Source organism: Streptomyces sp. NPDC001532 (genome assembly GCF_040298625.1).
In the GTDB taxonomy this organism is placed as follows: domain Bacteria; phylum Actinomycetota; class Actinomycetes; order Streptomycetales; family Streptomycetaceae; genus Streptomyces.
The window spans coordinates 132,188-152,350 of the sequence record NZ_JBEPAL010000014.1 but is presented as its reverse complement, the minus strand read 5'-3'; the positions used below and the strand labels follow the sequence as shown (position 1 = coordinate 152,350).

Sequence of the window (20,163 nt, the reverse complement as noted above, 5' to 3'; positions counted from 1 at the left end):
ACCCGCACAGGCCGAGCCCGGCTCCCCCACGGCCCGAGCCCGGCTCCCCCACGGCCCGCACCCGGTGCCCCCACCGCCCGCACCCGGCTCCCCCGCGCGCCGCACCCGCACCCCTTCCGCCCCTCCCAGCAAGCACGCACGCCGCAAGCAAGCACGCACGCACGCACGCCCCGAGAGGAGACACGCATGGACGCTTCCGTCATCGTCGTCGGTGCCGGACCCGCCGGACTCACGCTGGCCGGGGAACTGCGCCTGGCGGGCGTGGACGTCCTCGTCCTCGAACGCCTGGCGGAACGCACCGGCGAGTCCCGCGGCATCGGCCTCACCGTCCGCACCATGGAGGTCTTCGACCAGCGTGGCCTGCTGCCGCGGTTCGGCGAGATCGAGACCAGCGACGCCGGCCACTTCGGCGGGCTCCCGCTCGACCTCACCGTCCTCGGCGCCGCGCACAGTGCCGCCCGCACCGTTCCGCAGTCCCGCACCGAAGCCGTGCTGGAGTCGTGGGCGCGGGAGCTGGGCGCCGACATCCGGCGGGGCCAGGAGGTCACCGGGCTCTCCGAGGACGCCGACGGCGTGACGGTCGGCGTCGCCGGCGCGGAGCGCCCGCTGCGAGCCCGGTACGTGGTCGGCTGTGACGGTGGCCGCAGCACGGTCCGCACGCTGGCCGGCTTCGACTTCCCCGGCACCCCCGCGACGACCGAGCTGTACCTCGCCGACCTCCGGGGAGTGGACCTCGCGCCCAAGATGACCGCCGATCCGTCCGCGGACGGTCTGGTGATGATCGCGCCCCTGCCCGGCGGCATCACCCGGATCATCGCCGCCGAACGCGGCACACCCCCGGCCCGGCGGACCGCGCCCCCGGAGTTCAGCGAGGTCGCCGATGTCTTCAAGCGCCTGACCGGCACCGACATCTCCGCCGCCGAACCGGTCTGGGTCAGCGCCTTCACCGACGCCGCCCGCCAGGTCACGCAGTACCGGCGGGGCCGGGTGCTGGTGGCGGGCGACGCCGCCCACGTCCACCTCCCGGCCGGCGGCCAGGGCATGAACACCTCCGTCCAGGACTCGGTCAACCTCGGCTGGAAGCTGGCCGCGGTGGTCCGGGGCACGGCGCCCGAGACGCTGCTGGACACCTACCACTCCGAGCGCCATCCGGTCGGCAGCCGGCTGCTCGCCAACACCCGGGCGCAGAGCCTGCTCATCCTCGGCGGCGACGAGGTGACGCCCGTGCGCGAGGTCCTCACCGAGCTCCTGGAACACACCGAGGTCACCCGTCATCTGGCGAGCCGGGTCAGCGGACTGGACATCCGCTACGACGTCGGCGGCGGCCGCCACCCGCTGCTGGGCGCCCGCCTTCCCGAACTCGCCCTGGACCGCGGCACCGAGCGCACCACCAGCACCCGGCTGCTGCGCTCCGGACGCGGACTGCTGCTCGACCTCACCGACAACGCCACGCTCCGCCGGCGCGCCGACGGGTGGACCGACCGCGTCGACCTCGTGACCGCCGCACCCCGCGAGGTCCCCGACGACAGCCCGCTGGCCGGCACGACTTCGGTCCTGCTGCGGCCCGACGGCCACGTCGCCTGGGCCGCGCCCGGCAGCCACCACGACCTGCCGACAGCACTGGAGCGCTGGTTCGGCCCGGCCCGCTGAACCCGCACCACCACCAGCCCCAGAAGGAGAACAATGCACAGCACACTGATCGTGGCCCGTATGGCGCCCTCCTCCGCCCAGCACGTCGCCGACCTCTTCGGCGCGTTCGACCGGACGGACATGCCCGGCCGGATGGGCACCCGGCGGCGGCAGCTCTTCGAGTACCGAGGGCTCTACTTCCACCTGCAGGACTTCGACGCGGACGACGGCGCGGGGCGCATCGAGGACGCCAAGTCCGACCCCCGCTTCATCACCATCAGCGACGACCTGAAGCCGTACATCGAGGCCTACGACCCGGCGACTTGGCGCTCCCCCGCGGACGCCATGGCCCGCCGCTTCTACGAATGGAGCGCCTGATGACCGGCATCTCGCGCCGCCGGGTCGCCATCACCGGCGTCGGCGTCATCGCGCCGGGCGGGCAGGGCGCCAAGGCGTTCTGGAACCTGCTCACCGACGGCCGTACGGCGACCCGTCGCATCTCGCTGTTCGACCCGGCGGCGTTCCGCTCGCAGGTGGCCGCCGAAGTCGACTTCGACGCCGAGCTGTCCGGCCTGACGCCCCAGGAGGTCCGCAGGATGGACCGGGCCGCGCAGTTCGCCGTGGTCACGGCCCGTGAGGCGGTCGCCGACAGCGGCCTCGTCTTCGAGGAGCTCGACCCGCGCCGCACCGGCGTCACCATCGGCAGTGCCGTCGGCGCCACCATGGGCCTGGACCAGGAGTACCGCACCGTCTCCGACGGCGGCCGGCTCGAACTGGTCGACCACACCTACGCCGTTCCGCACCTGTACAACTACATGGTCCCGAGTTCCTTCGCGGCGGAGGTCGCCTGGGCCGTCGGCGCCGAGGGCCCGGCCACGGTCGTCTCCACGGGCTGCACCTCGGGGCTGGACGCCGTCGGCTACGCCGCCGACCTGATCCGCGAGGGCACCGTGGACGTGATGGTGGCGGGCGCCACCGACGCGCCCATCTCGCCGATCACGGTCGCCTGCTTCGACGCCATCAAGGCCACCACCCCGCGCAACGACGACCCCGAGCACGCCTCACGGCCCTTCGACGCGAGCCGCAACGGCTTCGTGCTCGGCGAGGGTTCGGCGGTGTTCGTCCTGGAGGACCTGGAGCGGGCCCGGGCACGCGGGGCGCGGATCTACGCCGAGGTCGCGGGCTTCGCCACGCGTTCCAACGCCTTCCACATGACGGGCCTGCGCCCGGACGGCAAGGAGATGGCGGAGGCGATCCGGGTCGCGCTCGACGAGGCGCGTCTCAACCCCGACGACATCGACTACATCAACGCGCACGGCTCGGGCACGAAGCAGAACGACCGGCACGAGACGGCGGCGTTCAAGCGCAGCCTCGGTGAGCACGCGTACCGCACACCGGTCAGCTCCATCAAGTCGATGGTCGGGCACTCGCTCGGGGCCATCGGCTCCATCGAGATCGCCGCGTCGGTGCTGGCGATGGTCCACAACGTCGTACCGCCCACCGCCAATCTGCACACGCCCGACCCCGAGTGCGATCTGGACTACGTACCGCTGACCGCCCGCGACCAGCTCACGGACGCCGTGCTGTCGGTGGGCAGCGGGTTCGGCGGGTTCCAGTCCGCGATCGTGCTGGCCGACCCCGAGCGGGCGGCGCGATGACCCGGCGCACGCTCGTCACCGGCCTCGGTGTGATCGCGCCGACCGGTCTGGGCATCGAGGAGTACTGGGCGGCCACCCTCGCCGGGCGCAGCGCGATCCGCCCGGTCAGCCGCTTCGACGCGACGCCGTACCCGTCCCGGCTGGCCGGTGAGATCAGCGGCTTCGACGCCGCCGCCCACCTGCCGGGCCGGCTGCTGCCGCAGACCGACCGAATGACGCGGCTGGCGCTGGTCGCCGCCGACTGGGCGTTCGCGGACGCCCGACTGGTTCCGGCGGACCTGCCGGAGTACGACGTCGGCGTGATCACCGCGAGCCATTCGGGCGGCTTCGAGTTCGGGCAGAACGAGCTGAAGGCCCTGTGGAGCAAGGGCGGCCAGCACGTCAGCGCCTACCAGTCGTTCGCCTGGTTCTACGCGGTCAACAGCGGGCAGATCTCGATCCGCGGCGGGCTGCGCGGGCCCAGCAGCGTGGTCGTCAGCGACCAGGCCGGCGGTCTCGACGCCCTCGCCCAGGCCCGCCGGCAGATCCGCAAGGGCACCTCCGTGGTGATCTCCGGCGCGGTGGACGCCTCGATCTGCCCGTGGGGATGGGTGGCGCAGCTGACCAGCGGACGGCTCAGCACGGCCGACGACCCCGAGCGCGCCTACCTGCCGTTCGACGCACGCGCGGCCGGGCACGTACCCGGTGAGGGCGGCGCACTGCTCGTCCTGGAGGCGGAGGAGCACGCCCGCGAGCGCGGCGCGCCCCAGGTGTACGGCGAGATCGCCGGCCACGCCTCCACGGTGGACCCGCGTCCCGGCAGCGACCGCGCTCCGACCTTGCAGCACGCCGTCGAATCGGCCCTCGCCGACGCCGGCGTGGAACCGGACGACATCGACGTGGTCTTCGCCGACGCCGCCGCCGTGCCCGAGCTGGACCGGGCCGAAGCCGAGGCGATCACCAAGGTGTTCGGTGTCCGTGGCGTGCCGGTGACCGCGCCGAAGACGACGACGGGCCGGCTGTACTCCGGTGCCGCGCCGCTCGATCTGGCCGCGGCCCTGCTGTCGATCCGCGACGGCGTGATCCCGCCGACCACCGGCTCCGTCGCCTCGCCCGCCTACGACATCGACCTGGTGACCGGCGCGCCGCGGCCGGCCCCGGTCCGCACCGCTCTCGTGCTGGCCCGCGGCCACGGCGGATTCAACTCCGCGCTGGTCGTGCAGGCCGCCGACGCCTCGACCCACTGACGAAAGGCCCCGACATGTCCGCCACCGAATTCACCCTGTCCGAGCTCAGGACGATCCTCCTGGAAGCCGCCGGCACCGACGAGCAGGTCGACCTGGACGGCGACATCGCCGACCTCGACTTCAACGACCTCGGCTACGAGTCGCTCGCGCTGCTGGAGACCGCCGGGCGCATCGAGCGCACCTACGACATCAGCCTCGACGAGGAGGCCTTCGCCGAGGCCCGTACGCCGCGCGCGCTGATCGACCTCGTCAACTCCCATCTGTCGGCCGCCCGCGCCGTCTGACCGCACTCCGCCCGCCCGGAAAGGACACTCACGCATGACCGAGAAAACCAGGGTCGCACTGGTCACGGGGGCCACCAGCGGCATCGGGCTCGCCTCGGCGCGGCTGCTGGCGGAACAGGGCCACCGGGTCTTCCTGTGCGCCCGGGACGCGACGGCGGTCTCCGACACCGTCAAGCAGCTCCAGAACGAGGGTTTCGACGTCGACGGCACCACCGGTGACGTGCGCTCCCAGGAGCAGGTGGCCGAGGTAGTGCGGGCCGCGGTGGAGCGGTTCGGCCCGATCGACGTCCTGGTCAACAACGCGGGCCGCAGCGGCGGCGGGGTCACCGCCGACATCGCCGACGAGCTGTGGGACGACGTCATCGCCACCAACCTCACCAGTGTCTTCCTGGTCACCCGCGAGGTGCTCAACACCGGCGGCATGCGCCACAAGGACCGCGGCCGGATCATCAACATCGCCTCCACCGCCGGCAAGCAGGGTGTGGTCCTCGGCGCGCCGTACTCCGCCTCCAAGCACGGCGTCGTCGGCTTCACCAAGGCCCTCGGCAACGAGCTGGCGCCGACCGGCATCACCGTCAACGCCGTCTGCCCCGGCTATGTCGAGACCCCCATGGCCCAGCGCGTCCGCCAGGGCTACGCGGCCGCCTACGACACCACCGAGGACGCCATCCTCGAGAAGTTCCAGGCCAAGATCCCGCTCGGCCGCTACTCCACGCCCGAGGAGGTCGCCGGCCTCGTCGGCTACCTGGCCTCCGACACCGCCGCCTCCATCACCGCGCAGGCGCTGAACGTCTGCGGCGGCCTCGGCAACTTCTGACCGCCCCCCATCACCCTGCCACGAAGGAGAGTTCACGATGACCGTCCGCGAGGTCGAGCACGCGATCACCGTGCACGCCCCGGCCGCCGAGGTCTACCGGCTGCTCGCCGAGGTGGAGAACTGGCCGCGGCTCTTCCCGCCCTCCGTGTACGTCGAGTACCTGGAGCGGGAGGGCGACCAGGAGCGCATCCGGATCTGGGCCACCGCCAACGGCGAGGCCAAGAACTGGACGTCGCGGCGCGAACTGGACCCGCAGGCGCTGCGGATCGCCTTCCGTCAGGAGGTCTCCGCGCCGCCGGTCGCCGAGATGAGCGGCACCTGGGTCATCGAGCCGCGCGGGGAGCGGGAGACGCATCTGCGGCTGCTGCACTCCTACCGCGCGGTCGACGACGACCCCGAGGGGCTGAAGTGGATCGACGAGGCCGTCGACCGCAACAGCCGTGAGGAGCTCCCGGGGCTGAAGGCCGGCCTCGAGGAGGCCACCCGGACGGCGGAGCTGACGCTCTCCTTCGAGGACTCGGTCCAGGTCGAGGGCTCCGCCAAGGATCTGTACGACTTCGTCAACGAGGCCGACCGCTGGGTGGAGCGGCTGCCGCACGTCGGCTCGGTCACGCTGACCGAGGACACCCCCGGACTCCAGGTGCTGCGCATGGAGACCCGGGCCGTGGACGGCTCCACGCACACCACGGAGTCGGTGCGGGTCTGCTTCCCGCACCAGCGGATCGCGTACAAGCAGACGACGCTGCCCGCGCTGATGACGCTGCACACCGGCTACTGGGAGTTCAGCACCGGCGACGACGGCACCGTCACCGCCACCTCGCAGCACACGGTCGTGCTCAACCCGGACAACATCACCAAGGTGCTCGGCCCGGACGCCGGTGTCGCCGAGGCGCGCACGTTCGTGCGGGACGCGCTCGGCGCCAACAGCCGGGCCACCCTGGAGCACGCCAAGCGGTTCGCGGAAGCCGGGCGTTGACCGGGACCGTGGCCGTCGTCGGGGCGGGCCCGGTGGGCCTGCTCCTCGCCGGGGACCTGCGCACGCACGGCGTCCCGACGGTGGTGCTGGAGCAGCGCGTCGAGCCGATGACCGAGTCACGGGCGTCCACCTTGCACACCCGCACGATGGAGGTGCTGGAGGAGCGCGGTGTCCTCGACCGGCTCGGCCCCCTGCCCGACGGCGGCCCGGGCCACTTCGGCGGACTGCGGCTGGACCTGAGGGCGGCGGACCCCGGCCACCGCCACGCCGGGCAGTGGAAGTGCCCGCAGAAGCGGCTGGAGGCGGTGCTCCAGGAACGGGCGGTGGAACTCGGGGCGGATGTGCGGCGCGGCCGGCGGGTGGTCGCCGTGCACGACCGCGGCGACGACGTGCTCGTCGAGTACGTCGCCTCCGACGGCCGCCGCTCCTCGCTGGCCTGCTCCTACGTGGTCGGCTGCGACGGCGGGGACAGCACCGTCCGCCGTGCGGCGGGCTTCGGTTTCCCGGGGCACGACGCGCGGCGCGAGATGCTGCGGGCGGACGTCGCCGGGCTCGACATCCCCGACCGGCGCTTCGAACGCCATCCGCACGGCCTGGCCACCGCCCACCGCTGGCCCGACGGGAGCACCCGGGTGATGGTGCACGTGTTCGGCGCGAAGCCCGTGGCCCGCGCCGGGCCGCCGCACTACGCCGAGGTCGTCGCGGCCTGGTCGAAGGTGACCGGTGAGGACATCGGCCACGGCGAGCCGCTGTGGCTGAACGCCTTCGACGACCGGCGGCGCCAGGCCGACCGCTACCGCCGCGGCCGGGTGCTGCTCGCCGGCGACGCCGCCCATGTCCAGATGCCCGTCGGCGGGCAGGCGCTCAATCTCGGCCTCCAGGACGCGGCGGAGCTCGGCGCCCGGCTCGCCGCGTCCGATCTCGACGCCTACGACGCCGTACGGCGGCCCGTCGGCGCCCGCACCCTGACCGACATCCAGGCCCAGTCGTATCTGCTGCTCGGCGGCCCCGAGGTGGAGCCGGCGCGCCGGCTCTTCGCCGAGCTGCTGGAGTTCCCGTCCGTGCGCCGCCGTCTGGCCCGCCGGATCAGCCGTCCGGCCCCGCCGCTCACCCGGCCCTCGGCTCCCACCACCACATCGACGAAAAGGAGTTCGACCATGGGCAGGCTCACCGACAAGACCGCGCTGGTGACCGGTTCGAGCCGGGGCATCGGCCGCGCCGTCGCCCGGCGCCTCGCCGAGGAGGGCGCACTGGTCGCCGTCCACTACGCCACCGACGAGGACGCGGCCCGGCAGACGGTGGAGCTGATCGAGGGCGACGGCGGACGCGCCTTCGCCGTGCGCGCCGAACTCGGCGTGCCGGGCGATGTGCACGAGCTGTTCCTCGGCGTCGAGCAGGGGCTGAAGGAACGCATCGGCGAGGCCGCCCTGGACATCGTGGTCAACAACGCCGGCGTCACCACCCCGGCCGGTGTCCAGCCGGAGGACGTCACCCCCGAAGAGTTCGACCGGCTCTTCGCGGTCAACGCCAAGGCTCCCTTCTTCATCGTGCAGCGGGCCCTGCCGCTGTTGCGCGAAGGCGGCCGCGTCATCAACATCTCCTCCGGACTGACCCGCTTCGCCAGCCCGGACCAGGTCGCCTACGCCATGACCAAGGGCGCGATCGAGCAGCTCTCGCTGCACTTCGCCCGGCACCTGGCGCCGCGCGGCATCACCGTCAACAGCGTGGCCCCCGGCATCACCAACAACGGCAGCGCGCTGTTCGACATCCCCGAGGCCGTGGAGCAGATGGCCCAGCTGTCCGCCTTCAAGCGGGTCGGCGAGGCCGTGGACGTGGCGGACGTGGTCACCTTCCTGGCCTCCGACGAGGCCCGCTGGGTCACGGGCGCCTTCATCGACGCCAGCGGCGGGACCCTGCTCGGCTGACCGCCCGGCCCGCCCGCCCCACAGGAAGGACCGCACCGCGATGACGACCGCGCCGTATCCCCACCACCACCGCCTGCTGGACGACCCGGACGAGCCCGGCGATCTGCGCGCCCTGGTGGTCCGTGTGTTCACCACGCCCCTGCGCCGGCCCCCGGCCCCGCGCCGCAACCCGTCCGCCCGCCCGCCCCTGCTGCGAACGGAGACCTGACGATGGACGTCGGACTTCTCTTCGACCTGCGCAACCCCCGAGCCTGGCACCGGCCGTGGGCCGACCACTACGCCCGTTCCCTGGAGTACGTCGAGGAGGCCGACCGGCGGGGCGCGGGCGGCGTGTGGTTCACCGAGCACCACCTCTTCGAGGACGGCTATCTGCCGCGGCCCCTGACGTTCGCGGCGGCGGCCGCCGCCAGGACCCGCCGGGTGCGTGTCGGCACCTCCGTCGTGCTGCCCAACCTGCACAAGCCGGCCCAGCTCGCCGAGGACGCCGCGCTCGTCGACCTCATCAGCGGCGGCCGGCTGGAGCTCGGCTTCGGCGCCGGCTACCGGCTTCCCGAGTACCAGCTGTTCGACGCGGACTTCAGCCGCCGGTTCCGCCAGGTCGAGATCAACATCCGTGAGGTCCGACGGCTGTGGGAGGAGGGCGGGATCACGCCCGGCCCGCTCCAGTCGCCGGTGCCGCTGTGGGGCGGCTTCTACGGTCCGCGCGGCGCCCGCCTGGCCGGCCGGCTCGGCATCGGGCTGCTGCACATCAACCACGAGCTGTACGGCCCCTACCGGGAAGGGCTGGCCGAGGGCGGCCACGACCCGGACAGCGCCCGGGTGTCGGATCTGCTGCCCGTCATCCTCGCCGACGACCCCGAGGCGGCCTGGCCGCGCGTCGCCCCGCATCTGGCCCACCAGATGAACACCTACCGTCAGGGCTCGGTGGAGGGCACCGACCTGCCGCGTCCGCCCCTGCTGAAGGCCGAGGACTTCCCGCAGCAGCCGGCCGAGGACGGCTCCTGGTCCCTGCTGGAGATCCTCACCCCCGAGGACGCCGCCGCCCGCATCCACGAGCGGGTCCGCGGCCTGCCGGTGCGGCACCTCATCTTCTGGGCGAGCATCGCGGGCATGCCGGACGACCTCGTCGTCCGCAACATCGAACTGATCAGTGAGCGGCTGCCGGCGCTGCTCGCCGAACGGGCCGCCGCCGAGGCCGCACCCGCCGGGGTGCCCGCCCGTGGCTGAGCCGCTCCTCGCGCCCGCGCCCGCGAAGGCCGGCGGCGGCCGACTGCTGTTCGTGCTCTCCGGCAACATGGTCCTCGACGCCATCGAGGTGTCCGTGGTGCTGGTCGCGCTGCCGTCGATCGCCGCCGACCTGGGCGTGTCAGTCTGGGCGGTGCAGTGGCTGATGACGGCGTTCGCGGCCGGCTTCGCCGCCGCCCTGCTGCCGGCCGCCCGGCTGACGGCCCGCTGGGGACTGCGCCGCTGCTACCTGGCGGCTCTGCTGGTGTTCGCCGCCGCGTCCGTGGTGGGCGGGCTGAGCGACACACTGTGGGTGCTGATCGTGGTGCGCCTGGTGAAGGGTGCCTGCGCCGCGCTGACCGCGCCCGCGGGTCTGACGCTGATCGCCGCCGCCTTCCCCGACGGGCCGCGGCTGCGCCGGGCCGTGTCGGTCTACTCCCTGTTCGGCGCCGCCGGGTTCACACTGGGCCTGCTGCTGTCCGGCCTGCTCACCCCCGTCAGCTGGCACTGGACGTTCGTCTTCCCCGCGCCGGTCGCCCTCGTGCTGCTCGGCTGGGGCCTGCGGGTCGTCCCCCGCACCGAGCGGCGCGATGCGCCCCCGCTGCCGCGCACGCTCCTGCGGGACGGCGCCCTGGCGCGCTCCACGGTGGGCGCCGCCACCCTCAACGGCACCTACGCCGCCCTGCTGCTGGTGGTCACCTTCCAGGCGGCGGACCGGTTCGGCTGGGGGCCCTGGGCGCTGGCGCTCGGCCTGCTGCCCGCCTGTGTCCCGCTCGCGGTCTCCGTGCCGTTCGCCGGACGGCTGACGGCGCGCTTCGGCACGGCCGGGCCCATCGCCGCCGGGGCGGCGCTCGCTCTCGCCGGTCAGCTGCTGCTCCTGCTGCGCCCGGCACCCCGGTCGTACGCGGCCGATCTGCTGCCCAGTCTGCTGCTGGTCGGCGCCGCCTTCGTGCTGTCCTTCGCGGCACTGAACCTCCAGGCCACCCGCACGCTGGCGGCCGAGGTGCGCGGCAGTGCCGTCTCCGTGTACCAGACCGGCGTCCAGCTCGGCGGCGTCCTGCTGCTGCCGACGGCCGCCGCCCTGCTCACCCATGGCTCCGGTCACCGGCCCGCGCTGCTCGCCATCGCGCTCGCCGGGGCGGCCGGGACCGTCGTCTCGCTCTCCGGCTTGCACAGCCGTTCCCAGAAGGGATCACCCGTATGACCGAGCAACCGATCGCCACGGCGGCGCCGTTGCGCCTCGCCGTCATCATCGGCAGCGTCCGCGAGGGCCGCTTCGGCCCCACCGTCGCCCGCTGGTTCGCCGGCCAGGCGAGTCCGCGCGAGGACATCGCGGTCGAGCTGGTCGACCTCGCCGACTATCCGCTGCCGCTGGAGAAGGCCACCCCCGGTGACCCGCCCGACGAGGCGACCGCGGAGCTGCGCCGGCGGCTGGCCGAACGGCTGGGCCGCGCCGACGCGTTCGTCGTCGTGACACCCGAGTACAACAACACCATTCCCGCGGCCCTGAAGAACGCCATCGACTGGATCTTCGACGAGTGGGCGGCCAAGCCGGTCGGCTTCGTCTCCTACGGCGGGATGAGCGGCGGTCTGTGGGCGGTCTCCCATCTGCGCCATGTCTTCACCGAACTGCACGCCGTGCCGCTGCGCGAGCAGCTGATCTTCCACCAGGTGTGGAACCGGTTCGACGGCGACGCCCCGCGCGACGCCGAGGACAGCGAGGTGGCGGCCAAGACCCTGCTCAACCGGCTCGTGTGGTGGGGCGAGGCGCTGCGCACCGCCCGTGCCGTGCGGCCCTACCAGCGTTGACCCGACCGGGTCGCCACCAGCGAGAGAAGGGTTCACCCGTGACCAGCCCGCACAACCGGCCCCTGCGGTTCGGCCTCGTCGTGTTCACCCCCGCCACCCGGGCGCAGTGGGTGGCCAAGGTACGCCGGGCGGAGGAGCTCGGCTACGACATCGTGTCCGTCTCCGACCATCTCGGCATGCCGGCGCCGCTGGCGACGCTCGCCGTGGTCGCCGAGGCCACCGAGCGCATCCGGATCGGCACCCTCGTCCTCAACACCGTCTTCTACCAGCCGACCGTCCTGGCCCGGGACATCGCGACCCTCGACCACTACACGGGCGGCCGGCTCGAGATCGGCCTCGGCGCGGGCTACGACAAGGCGCAGTTCGACCGGGCGGGCCTGCCCTGGATCCCGGCCGGCGAGCGCGTCGACCATCTCGAGCGGACGGTGCGGGAACTGCGCAAGGTGTTCGGTTCACCGGAGACGGTCCCGCAGCCCGCCCAGCCGAAGGGGCCCCCGATCCTCATCGCCGGCCGGGGCCCGCGGGTGCTGCGCCTGGCCGCCGAGCACGCCGACATCGTCGGCTTCACCGCCACCGCGCCCGTGCGCGACGGCGAAGGCCTGCGCCTGGGAGGTCCGGAGGAGATCACCCGGCGCATCGCGGACGTGCACGACCTGCTCGGTGAGCGCGCCCGCGACGTGGAGCTGAACATACCGATCCACCGCGTGCTGCCGTCGGCGGCGTCGGGCGCCGTCACCGACGTGTGGCAGAACGAGCTCGATCTGAAGCCGGGGCAGCTGGCCGAACTGCCCTCCTTCCTCGTCGGCACCCCGACGGAGTGCGCGGACCAGTTGCTGGAGCGGCGGCAGAAGTACGGACTGAGCTACTTCAGCGTCCTGGAGCCGGAGATGGAGGCGTTCGCCAAGGTCATCGAGGAGCTGCGATGAGCGCGCCACAGGACGGCGCGGCGCTGGAGATCGCGGTCGACGAGGACCGGTGCGTGGCCGCCGGGCACTGTGTCGTCGCGGCGCCCGAGATCTTCGACCAGCGTGAGGACGACGGCGTCGTCGTCCTCCTCGACGCCCGGCCGCCGGCCGTGGCCCACGAGACCGTCCGCGAGGCGGCGCTGCTGTGCCCGGCCGCGGTCATCCGCCTGCGGCAGGCGCCGGCGTGAGCGTGGACGTGGACGTGGAAGTGGCGATCGTCGGCGCGTCGGCGGGCGGGCTGGCGGTGGCGGAGGGCCTGCGCCGGCGCGGCTTCACCGGCTCGGTGGCCCTCGTCGACGCCGAGAGCGAACTTCCCTACGACCGGCCGCCGTTGTCCAAGCAGGTCCTCGACGGGCGCTGGCCGCCGGAGCGGGCCCGGCTGCGTTCGGCCGCCGAGCTCGACGCGCTCGGCGTCGAGCTGCTGCTGGGCCGTGCCGCCGTCGCGCTCGACACGCGCGGCCGCCGTCTGGCCCTGTCGGGCGGCGGCACACTCGGCTACCGCAGCCTCGTGCTCGCCACCGGCCTGCACGCCCGGCGCCTGCCCGGCCCGGCCCTCGCCGGGGTGCACACCCTGCGGAGCCTCGACGACAGCAGGCGACTGCGCGCCGCGCTCCAGGCGGCGCACCGGGTCGTGGTCGTCGGCGCGGGCGTGCTGGGCTGCGAGATCGCGGCGACCGCGCGCGGCCTCGGCAGGGAGGTGACCCTGGTGGAGCCGGCCGGCGGGCCGATGCTGCGCCTGCTCGGTCCGCGGCTCGGCGCGGAGGTCGGCAGGCTGCACACGGACCACGGGGTGCGGCTGCTCACCTCGACGTCCGTGACCGGACTGACCGGTGAGGGGGGTCGGGTCGCCGGTGTCCGGACGGCGTCCGGTGCCGTGCTGCCCGCCGATGTCGTCGTGGTCGCCGTCGGTTCCCGGCCCGCCACCGGCTGGCTGGCCGGCAGCGGCCTCACCCTGGACGACGGTGTGGTCTGCGACGACCACTGCCGGGCGGGCGAGGACGTGTACGCGGTCGGGGACGTCGCCCGCTTCGGCGCGGGCGGCGGGGCGCGCGGGGTGCGTCTGGAGAACCGTACGAACGCCACCGAGCAGGGCCTCTTCGTCGCGGCGCACCTCCTGGGGGCCGCCTCCGGCGCGTACCGGCCGCTGCCCTACGTCTGGTCCGACCAGTTCCAGGTGCGCATCCAGGTCTACGGCAGCGTGCCCGAGGGTGCCGCGGTCCGCGTCGTCGAGGGCTCCGTCGCGGACCGCAGGTTCGTGGCGCACGTCGAGGCCGGCGGGCGGCTCACCGGCGTCGTCGGATGGAACAGCCCCGGCCGCACCCGCACCGCGCGGACCCTGCTCACGGCGTCCGCCGGCCACCCCTTCACCCGATAAAGAGGAGAGTCATGACCGCCTCCGTGCCCATGCCGCACAATCAGCGCCCCGCCCGCTGCCCGTTCCGGCCCGACGCCGGGCTCGAACAGCTCCGCGACGACGCGGAACTGCCGCGGGTGCCCGCGTTCAATCCGCAGCTCGGCCCGTTCGAGGCCGTACTGGTGACGCGGTTCGACGAGGTGCGCCAGGTGCTCGCCGACCCGCGCTACGAGGCGGGCTTCGCCTTCGACCGCACGGGCCCGCGCACGGTGATGAACCAGCCCGGGATCCTGCTCAACTACGACGGCGAGGAACACACCCACTACCGGCGCATGCTGTCCGGCGCGTTCACCGTGAAGCGGGTGCGCTCGCTGGCGCCCGCGATCCGGCGCGTCGTCGACGAGCGACTGGACGCCCTGGAGCAGGCCGGCCCCGGTGCGGACCTGATCGAGACCTTCGCGGGGCCGGTGCCGCTGCTGGTCATCTGCGAGCTGCTCGGCGTGCCCGCCGAGGACCGCGACGGCGTGCAGCGGCGCAGCGCCATCGGCACCGATGTGTCGAACTCGCTGGAGACGCAGCTGGAGAACTTCGCCGCCATGGCCGCCTACATGGGCGATCTGATCCGGCGGCAGCGGGCCGACCCCGGTGACGACATCCTCGGCGACCTGATCCGCAGGCACGGTGACGAGCTCAGCGACGACGAGCTGATCGGTATGGGCAACAGCATCCTGGTCGCGGGCCACGAGACCGTGTCGAGCATGATCGGGCTGAGCACGCTGGCGCTGCTGCGTGACCCCGCGCAGCTGGCGATCGTCCGGGACGACGAGAGTGTGGCGGTCGGTGCCGTCGAGGAGCTGCTGCGGCTGCTGTCGGTGGCGCCGCCTCTGGTCCGCCAGGCCGGCACCGACCTGGAGCTGGGCGGACAGCCGGTGAAGGCCGGAGAGCGGGTCCTGCTGTCCACGCTCGCCGCGCACCACGGTCCGGGGCTGGTGTCCGGCGATCCCGGCCGGCTCGATGTGCGGCGCCGGCCGGTGGCTCATCTGGCCTTCGGTTACGGCGCTCATCAGTGCATCGGCCAGCAGCTGGCGCGCCTGGAGCTCCAGATCGCGCTGCCGGCGCTGCTGCGCCGGCTGCCGGGGCTGCGCCTGGCGGTGGAGTTCGACGCCGTGGAGTACCGGGACGACGCGCTGGTCTACGGGGTGGAGCGGCTGCCGGTGACCTGGTAGGCGGAGCGGGGAGTGGGCGGTGGGCGAGGCCGGGGGATGGTGACCCCGCCCACCGCCGGTCTGTCAGCCCGTCAGCGGGGCGGGCAGTCGTCCGCGCCGCCGCAGGATCGCGTGCACGGTCGACACGGCCGGGACGTCACAGACGCCGCGGCGCACGAGTTCGTTGTGGATGCGCCGGGCTCCCCAGCGCGGTTGGGCGTCGCGGATCTGCACGACGAGCGCCTCGATCTCACCGGCGGTGCGGGCCGGGGAGTTCTTGGGCCGGCGGGAGCGCGGCGCCAGCCCGGCGGGCCCCTCGCTGCGGTAGCGGGCGAGGTACACGTAGAACGTCTTGCGGGAGATGCCGTGGCGGCGACAGACCTCGGCCACGGTGAGCCGGTCCCGCTCGGGGGCCTGCAGGATGTCGATCCATTGCGCGGACAGAGCCATCACCTCTTCCGTGACGTGTCGGTCGTGCCGGGTTACTTGACGTTCTCTTCCTGGCCGACGCGCGGGGCGGGCGGCTGGGCGCCGGGCTGTTCGGCCGGCTGCTCGGGGGCGGCGGGTGCGCGGCCCGGGATGAAGAGACTGGCGACGATCATCACCAGCAGCGCCACGACCACGGCGAGGTACGCGTCGCTGAAGCCGGCCTGCGGGTCGTCGGCGCCCGCGTTCTGCATCAGCAGGGCCACGACGGCGATGCCGATCGACGCGCCCAGCTGGTTGAGCATGTAGAGCACGGAGCTGCCCTGCGGCACGAGCTGCGGAGGCAGGGTGCGGTAGACCGAGCCGATCACGGGCGCGCCCGCCGAGCCGGTGCCGATGCCGAGGGTGAACGCGGCCAGCAGCGGCCACACCTGGTCGGTCTGCGCGTCGAACCGGCTGAACGACAGCGAGCTGAGCAGGGCGATCGCCGCGCCGGTCAGGGCGAGGTTGCGCGAGCCCCACCGGTCGGACAGCCGCCCGGCCAGGGGCATCACCAGCGCCGATCCCACGCCGAAGGGGGCCAGGCGCAGCCCGGACTCGAAGACGCCGTGACCGCGCACCTGCTGGTAGTAGAGCGGGATGACGAAGATGGACGCGAAGGTGGCGAGCCCGAGCACGGCCGCCGCGACGACGCTCGCGGTGAAGCTGCGCCGGGTGAACAGGCGCAGGTCGATCAGCGGCGGCGTTTCGCGGGTGCGCAGCGCGTGGGCGGCGTACCAGGCGAGCAGGACGACGGCGAGCGCCAGCGGGAGCAGCACCTGCCAGGTGGTGAACGAGCCGCGCTGGGCGATCTCCGACAGGGCGAGCACGCCGGACGCGACGCCGGGGCCGATCAGGGCGACGCCGAGGATGTCGAGCCGGCCGGCGGCCGCGCGGGCCTCGGGCGGGTCGGTCGGCAGGGTGCGGCGGGCCAGGACGAAGGCGACGACGACGATGGGCACGTTGACGAAGAACATCCAGCGCCAGTCGAGGCCTTGCAGGATGATGCCGCCGACGATGGGCCCGAGGACGGGCCCGGTCGAGCCGACGATGCCCATCACGCCCATGACGCGGCCGATGTGTGCCGGGCCGGCCGCGCGGGCGAGCAGGGTGAGCATCAGGGGGTCGAGGATGCCGGCGCCGACGCCCTGGACGACACGGAAGGCGATGAGGCTGCCGATGTCCCAGGCGAGCCCTGAGGCGATCGATCCGACCATGAACAGGACGAGCCCGAACAGCCACAGCCGTCTGCCGCCGACCCGCTCGACGGCCCAGGCGGTGACCGGGATGGTGACCGTCAGGGCCAGCAGGTAGCCGGTGGACACCCAGCCGGTGGTGGTCAGTGAGGCGTCGAAGCGTTCGGACAGGGTGTCGACGGCCACGGCGGTCATGGATCCGTCGAGGATGCCCATGATGCCGCCGATGAGGATGACGCCGATCATCCGCCGTAAGGCCGGGTCGAGCTTGTCATGTGTGGGGGTGGTCATCTTCTTGGTCTCCCGACGGAGTCGTACCGACTGAACCAGCGGGTTCAAAAATGAACCTGCGGGTTCAATTTAGCAACCTCGCGAGGAAAGAAACAGTCCGGTTCACAAGACTGAAACCGTCGGTACAGTTCGAGCGGGCGGCGGTCTACCCTGGGCTCATGGCATCAGCAGCGGCGACGACAGCGACGACGAGAGACCGGACGGCCCCGCGCGGCCGCATCGACAAGCGGCAGGCGATCCTCGACGCGGCCTTCGACGTCTTCGCCGAGCACGGTTACGCCAACGCGCCGGTGCAGGAGATCGCCGAGCGGGCGGGGGTCGCCAAGCCGACGGTCTACAACCACTTCACGGACAAGGAAGGCCTGTTCCGGGCGACCCTGACGGCCGCCGCGCAGGCGGTGATGGAAGCCAACATCACCACGCTCGACCGCATGCGCTCCCCCCGTGACGATCTGCGCGCCACCATGGACGAGGTCGCCTACCAGCTGGTGCGCTCCTGTTGCGACCGCCGGTCGCGCTCGCTGCGCTGGCTCACCTACGCGCAGGTCGCGCGCTTCCCGGACCTGATCGAGGTCGTCCAGGGCTGCACCTCGCTGCGCATCGCCGAGGCGATGGCGGACCGGCTGTCCCGGCTGACCGTCTCCGGACACCTGCGCCCCTGCGACCCCGCCCTCGCAGCCGAGCAGCTGCTCGCCCTGATCACCGGCCCGCTGGAGACCCGCACCCGCCTGGGCACCCGCAAGGTGACCACGGCCGAGATGCGCACCCTGGCCGAGGCCGCCGTCGACACCTTCCTGCGCGCCTACGGCACGGACTGAGCACACCGTTTGACCGCGGCGGAACAGGGCACTCCGGCGTGACGGACGTTGTCGCCGAGCAGCGGGAGCCGGGTATGGCCGTACGTCACTGTCTGATCAAGACCGATCCGCGCGTCGTCTGGGGCGTCCTCGCCGACGGCACCCGGTACGGGGACTGGGTGGTGGGCACCGAGAGCTCGCACCCCGTGCGGGGGCGGTGGCCCGAGGAGGGCTCGGCGATCGGCTACGAGGTGCGGCTCGGCCCGGTGGCGCTGGAGAACGAGACGGTCGTGCGGCGCTGCGTCGAGGGCACCGTGCTCGAGCTGGAGGCGAAGGCCGGCTGGCTGGGCACCGCGCGGATCGCCATCGAAGTGCGCCCCTGGGGCGAGCACTGCCTGGTCCTGGTGGACGAGCACCCCTTGCAGGGCACGGGCGGGCGCCTGCACAACATGGCCACCGAGGCCGTCATCCAGCTGCGCCACCGCGCCATGCTCCCCCGGCTGGCCCGGGTCTGCGAGGCCGAGGCGCGCCGGAGCGCCGCCGGACCGCCGACGGCGGCGGGCGCGCCGGGAGGCGGGTATGCCTGACGCCGTGGTGGTGGGGGCCGGGCCGAACGGACTGGTCGCGGCGAACCTGCTGCTCGACGCGGGCTGGAGCGTGACCGTCCTGGAGGAGCAGCCGGAGGCCGGCGGTGCCGTGCGGCACGACCAGGGCGTCGATCCCGCGTTCGTCAGTGATCTGTTCAGCTCCTTCTATCCGCTCGCCGCGGCCTCCCCGATCGTCACCGGGCTGCGGCTGCACGAGCACGGTCTGCGGTGGAGCCACGCCCCGCATGTGCTGGCGCATCCGCTGAGCGACGGCCGCTGCGCGGTCCTCGACCGCCGCCTCGATGTCACAGCGGACTCCCTGGAGGCCTTCGCGTCCGGCGACGGCGACGCCTGGCGCCGCCTGGAGGACGTGTGGCAGCGCGTCCGCCCCGACCTGCTGGAGGCCCTGTTCACGCCGTTCCCGCCGGTGCGGGCCGCCGCCCGCCTCGCTGTGCGGCTGCGCGGCACGGGCGGGCTGCGCCTGGCCCGCAGTCTGGTGCTGCCGGTGCGGCGCCTGGGCGAGGAGGAGTTCCGCGGCGAGGGCGGCCGGCTGCTGCTGGCCGGGAACGCGCTGCACGCCGATCTGGCCCCGGAGGCGGCGGGCAGCGGCGGCTTCGGCTGGCTGATGTCGATGCTCGGGCAGACGTACGGCTTTCCGGTGCCGGAGGGCGGCTCCGGCGCGCTCACCGCGGCGCTGACCCGCCGCATGCAGGCCCTCGGGGGCGTCCTGCGCTGCTCGGAGCGGGTCGAGGAGATCGTGGTGCGCGGCGGCCGGGCCGTCGGGGTGCGCACGGCGGGCGGCGCGGCGGTCGCGGCGCGCCGCGCGGTCCTCGCGGACGTGTCGGTGCCCGCGCTCTACGGCGGTCTGGTCCGCCCCGAGCATCTGCCCGCCCAGCTGCTGGAGGACCTGCGGCGTTTCCAGTGGGACTTCGCCACGTTCAAGGTGGACTGGGCGCTGGACGGTCCGGTGCCCTGGCGGGCCGAGCAGGCCGCGGGCGCCGGGACCGTGCATCTGGCGGACGGCGTCGACGAGCTCACCCGGTTCGCCGCCCAGATCGCCATGCGCCAGGTTCCCGACCGCCCCTTCGCGCTGTTCGGGCAGATGACGACCTCCGACGCGACCCGTTCGCCGGCGGGCACCGAGTCCGCGTGGGCGTACACGCATGTGCCGCTGGAGGTCGGCTCCGACGCCGGGGACGAGGGCCTGACGGGCGTCTGGGACGCCAAGGAGCAGGAGATCATGGCCGACCGTGTCGAACGTCAGGTCGAACGATTCGCGCCGGGCTTCCGCTCGGTGATCCGCGCCCGCCGCGTCCTCGCGCCGCCGACGCTCCAGTCGCTCGACGCCAATCTGCACCAGGGCGCCATCAACGGCGGCACCACCTCCCTGCACCAGCAGCTCTTCTTCCGGCCGGTGCCCGGCAGCGGGCGGCCGGAGACACCGGTCGCCGGGCTCTATCTGGCGTCCGCGAGCGCCCATCCGGGCGGCGGGGTGCACGGCGCTCCCGGCGCCAACGCCGCCCGTGCCGCGCTGCGGCGGCTGCTGCCGCCCGGCCGGGTCCGGTTGCAGCGTGTGCTGGCCCGGCGCGACCGCACCGGCAGGGAGCGATGACCGGCCCGGGCGGCCGGCCGCCGGTCTGAGACCGGCCGCCCGCGCGGGCGTGGGCCCGGGAGTGGGCCCGGTGTGCGGGAGCGGCGTCGGGAACCGCATCCGGGACCGGGTCCGCACCGGAAGACACCAGTGAAGCCCGGCGG

General features: G+C 73.6%; 21 protein-coding genes. 19 read left to right on the top strand and 2 right to left on the bottom strand.

Going from position 1 to position 20,163, the window contains the following annotated elements; translation table 11 throughout:
* Nucleotides 1-186: 186 nt before the first annotated feature.
* The 16 genes from ABT232_RS16095 to ABT232_RS16020 are packed head-to-tail and all read left to right on the top strand — an operon-like array spanning nucleotide 187 to nucleotide 15,093.
* On the top strand, nucleotides 187-1,650 hold the full coding sequence (locus ABT232_RS16095) for an FAD-dependent monooxygenase (RefSeq protein ID WP_351840523.1): 1,464 nt from the start codon (nucleotides 187-189) through the stop codon (nucleotides 1,648-1,650).
* Between the two features lie 33 nt (nucleotides 1,651-1,683).
* Nucleotides 1,684-2,007, top strand: coding sequence for a TcmI family type II polyketide cyclase (locus tag ABT232_RS16090; RefSeq protein WP_351840522.1), 324 nt, complete (start codon nucleotides 1,684-1,686; stop codon nucleotides 2,005-2,007).
* Nucleotides 2,007-3,287, top strand: a complete 1,281-nt coding sequence (locus tag ABT232_RS16085) for a beta-ketoacyl-[acyl-carrier-protein] synthase family protein (protein WP_351840521.1) — start codon at nucleotides 2,007-2,009, stop codon at nucleotides 3,285-3,287. The genes ABT232_RS16090 and ABT232_RS16085 overlap by 1 nt, the downstream gene beginning before the upstream one ends.
* Entirely contained in the window at nucleotides 3,284-4,513 is a 1,230-nt protein-coding gene (locus ABT232_RS16080; protein ID WP_351840520.1) for a ketosynthase chain-length factor, read from the top strand. Before ABT232_RS16085 ends, ABT232_RS16080 begins: the two co-directional genes overlap by 4 nt.
* Before the next feature lie 14 nt (nucleotides 4,514-4,527).
* The gene (locus ABT232_RS16075; RefSeq protein WP_351840519.1) at nucleotides 4,528-4,797 is read left to right on the top strand and encodes an acyl carrier protein; all 270 of its coding nucleotides are present in this window, start codon (nucleotides 4,528-4,530) and stop codon (nucleotides 4,795-4,797) included.
* A 34-nt stretch (nucleotides 4,798-4,831) separates the two neighbouring features.
* Complete coding sequence (gene fabG, locus ABT232_RS16070) at nucleotides 4,832-5,614, top strand: 3-oxoacyl-ACP reductase FabG (RefSeq protein WP_351840518.1); 783 nt, start codon at nucleotides 4,832-4,834, stop codon at nucleotides 5,612-5,614.
* Nucleotides 5,615-5,651: 37 nt separating this feature from the next.
* The gene (locus ABT232_RS16065) at nucleotides 5,652-6,590 is read left to right on the top strand and encodes an aromatase/cyclase (protein WP_351840517.1); all 939 of its coding nucleotides are present in this window, start codon (nucleotides 5,652-5,654) and stop codon (nucleotides 6,588-6,590) included.
* Nucleotides 6,587-8,515: an SDR family oxidoreductase gene (locus ABT232_RS16060; RefSeq protein ID WP_351840516.1), complete on the top strand. Its 1,929-nt coding sequence runs from the start codon at nucleotides 6,587-6,589 to the stop codon at nucleotides 8,513-8,515. The genes ABT232_RS16065 and ABT232_RS16060 overlap by 4 nt, the downstream gene beginning before the upstream one ends.
* Before the next feature lie 40 nt (nucleotides 8,516-8,555).
* Entirely contained in the window at nucleotides 8,556-8,723 is a 168-nt protein-coding gene (locus ABT232_RS16055; protein ID WP_351840515.1) for a hypothetical protein, read from the top strand.
* Between the two features lie 2 nt (nucleotides 8,724-8,725).
* Nucleotides 8,726-9,742, top strand: coding sequence for an LLM class flavin-dependent oxidoreductase (locus ABT232_RS16050; protein ID WP_351840514.1), 1,017 nt, complete (start codon nucleotides 8,726-8,728; stop codon nucleotides 9,740-9,742).
* On the top strand, nucleotides 9,735-10,943 hold the full coding sequence (locus tag ABT232_RS16045; protein WP_351840513.1) for an MFS transporter: 1,209 nt from the start codon (nucleotides 9,735-9,737) through the stop codon (nucleotides 10,941-10,943). The genes ABT232_RS16050 and ABT232_RS16045 overlap by 8 nt, the downstream gene beginning before the upstream one ends.
* The gene (locus ABT232_RS16040) at nucleotides 10,940-11,548 is read left to right on the top strand and encodes an NADPH-dependent FMN reductase (RefSeq protein ID WP_351840512.1); all 609 of its coding nucleotides are present in this window, start codon (nucleotides 10,940-10,942) and stop codon (nucleotides 11,546-11,548) included. Before ABT232_RS16045 ends, ABT232_RS16040 begins: the two co-directional genes overlap by 4 nt.
* 38 nt (nucleotides 11,549-11,586) lie before the next feature.
* Nucleotides 11,587-12,474 carry a TIGR03621 family F420-dependent LLM class oxidoreductase gene (locus ABT232_RS16035; RefSeq protein ID WP_351840511.1) on the top strand — a complete coding sequence of 296 codons (888 nt, stop codon included), beginning with the start codon at nucleotides 11,587-11,589 and terminating at the stop codon, nucleotides 12,472-12,474.
* Nucleotides 12,471-12,701: a ferredoxin gene (locus ABT232_RS16030; protein WP_450871641.1), complete on the top strand. Its 231-nt coding sequence runs from the start codon at nucleotides 12,471-12,473 to the stop codon at nucleotides 12,699-12,701. Before ABT232_RS16035 ends, ABT232_RS16030 begins: the two co-directional genes overlap by 4 nt.
* Nucleotides 12,698-13,888, top strand: a complete 1,191-nt coding sequence (locus ABT232_RS16025) for an NAD(P)/FAD-dependent oxidoreductase (protein ID WP_351840510.1) — start codon at nucleotides 12,698-12,700, stop codon at nucleotides 13,886-13,888. The genes ABT232_RS16030 and ABT232_RS16025 overlap by 4 nt, the downstream gene beginning before the upstream one ends.
* Nucleotides 13,889-13,899: 11 nt before the next feature.
* Nucleotides 13,900-15,093, top strand: coding sequence for a cytochrome P450 (locus ABT232_RS16020; RefSeq protein WP_351840509.1), 1,194 nt, complete (start codon nucleotides 13,900-13,902; stop codon nucleotides 15,091-15,093).
* Nucleotides 15,094-15,156: 63 nt separating this feature from the next.
* On the opposite strand, the gene ABT232_RS16015 is transcribed toward ABT232_RS16020, so the two are convergent.
* Together ABT232_RS16015 and ABT232_RS16010 are read right to left on the bottom strand one after the other, a co-directional pair.
* A complete protein-coding gene (locus tag ABT232_RS16015) occupies nucleotides 15,157-15,522 on the bottom strand; it encodes a helix-turn-helix domain-containing protein (RefSeq protein WP_351840508.1) in 366 nt (121 codons plus the stop codon).
* A gap of 32 nt (nucleotides 15,523-15,554) precedes the next feature.
* On the bottom strand, nucleotides 15,555-17,024 hold the full coding sequence (locus ABT232_RS16010) for an MDR family MFS transporter (RefSeq protein WP_351840507.1): 1,470 nt from the start codon (nucleotides 17,022-17,024) through the stop codon (nucleotides 15,555-15,557).
* Between the two features lie 158 nt (nucleotides 17,025-17,182).
* Between ABT232_RS16010 and ABT232_RS16005 the strand changes: the two genes are divergently transcribed.
* The 3 genes from ABT232_RS16005 (at nucleotide 17,183) to ABT232_RS15995 (ending at nucleotide 20,020) form a co-directional block, all read left to right on the top strand.
* Nucleotides 17,183-17,842 (top strand): TetR/AcrR family transcriptional regulator, encoded by a 660-nt coding sequence (locus ABT232_RS16005; protein ID WP_351840506.1) that lies wholly within the window; start codon nucleotides 17,183-17,185, stop codon nucleotides 17,840-17,842.
* Nucleotides 17,843-17,916: 74 nt separating this feature from the next.
* Nucleotides 17,917-18,408 carry an SRPBCC family protein gene (locus ABT232_RS16000; RefSeq protein ID WP_351840505.1) on the top strand — a complete coding sequence of 164 codons (492 nt, stop codon included), beginning with the start codon at nucleotides 17,917-17,919 and terminating at the stop codon, nucleotides 18,406-18,408.
* Nucleotides 18,401-20,020 (top strand): phytoene desaturase family protein, encoded by a 1,620-nt coding sequence (locus ABT232_RS15995; protein ID WP_351840504.1) that lies wholly within the window; start codon nucleotides 18,401-18,403, stop codon nucleotides 20,018-20,020. Before ABT232_RS16000 ends, ABT232_RS15995 begins: the two co-directional genes overlap by 8 nt.
* Nucleotides 20,021-20,163: the final 143 nt, after the last annotated feature.

Bases quoted from the DNA above. Each gene is read 5' to 3' on its own strand.
- ABT232_RS16020 (WP_351840509.1), top strand. From the start codon at position 13,900: ATGACCGCCTCCGTGCCCATGCCGCACAATCAGCGCCCCGCCCGCTGC.
- ABT232_RS16090 (WP_351840522.1), top strand. From the start codon at position 1,684: ATGCACAGCACACTGATCGTGGCCCGTATGGCGCCCTCCTCCGCCCAG.
- ABT232_RS16015 (WP_351840508.1), bottom strand. From the start codon at position 15,522: ATGGCTCTGTCCGCGCAATGGATCGACATCCTGCAGGCCCCCGAGCGG.
- ABT232_RS16005 (WP_351840506.1), top strand. From the start codon at position 17,183: ATGGCATCAGCAGCGGCGACGACAGCGACGACGAGAGACCGGACGGCC.
- ABT232_RS16065 (WP_351840517.1), top strand. From the start codon at position 5,652: ATGACCGTCCGCGAGGTCGAGCACGCGATCACCGTGCACGCCCCGGCC.
- ABT232_RS16010 (WP_351840507.1), bottom strand. From the start codon at position 17,024: ATGACCACCCCCACACATGACAAGCTCGACCCGGCCTTACGGCGGATG.
- ABT232_RS16050 (WP_351840514.1), top strand. From the start codon at position 8,726: ATGGACGTCGGACTTCTCTTCGACCTGCGCAACCCCCGAGCCTGGCAC.
- ABT232_RS15995 (WP_351840504.1), top strand. From the start codon at position 18,401: ATGCCTGACGCCGTGGTGGTGGGGGCCGGGCCGAACGGACTGGTCGCG.
- ABT232_RS16085 (WP_351840521.1), top strand. From the start codon at position 2,007: ATGACCGGCATCTCGCGCCGCCGGGTCGCCATCACCGGCGTCGGCGTC.
- ABT232_RS16000 (WP_351840505.1), top strand. From the start codon at position 17,917: ATGGCCGTACGTCACTGTCTGATCAAGACCGATCCGCGCGTCGTCTGG.
- ABT232_RS16030 (WP_450871641.1), top strand. From the start codon at position 12,471: ATGAGCGCGCCACAGGACGGCGCGGCGCTGGAGATCGCGGTCGACGAG.
- ABT232_RS16080 (WP_351840520.1), top strand. From the start codon at position 3,284: ATGACCCGGCGCACGCTCGTCACCGGCCTCGGTGTGATCGCGCCGACC.
- ABT232_RS16040 (WP_351840512.1), top strand. From the start codon at position 10,940: ATGACCGAGCAACCGATCGCCACGGCGGCGCCGTTGCGCCTCGCCGTC.
- ABT232_RS16075 (WP_351840519.1), top strand. From the start codon at position 4,528: ATGTCCGCCACCGAATTCACCCTGTCCGAGCTCAGGACGATCCTCCTG.
- ABT232_RS16095 (WP_351840523.1), top strand. From the start codon at position 187: ATGGACGCTTCCGTCATCGTCGTCGGTGCCGGACCCGCCGGACTCACG.
- ABT232_RS16055 (WP_351840515.1), top strand. From the start codon at position 8,556: ATGACGACCGCGCCGTATCCCCACCACCACCGCCTGCTGGACGACCCG.
- fabG (WP_351840518.1), top strand. From the start codon at position 4,832: ATGACCGAGAAAACCAGGGTCGCACTGGTCACGGGGGCCACCAGCGGC.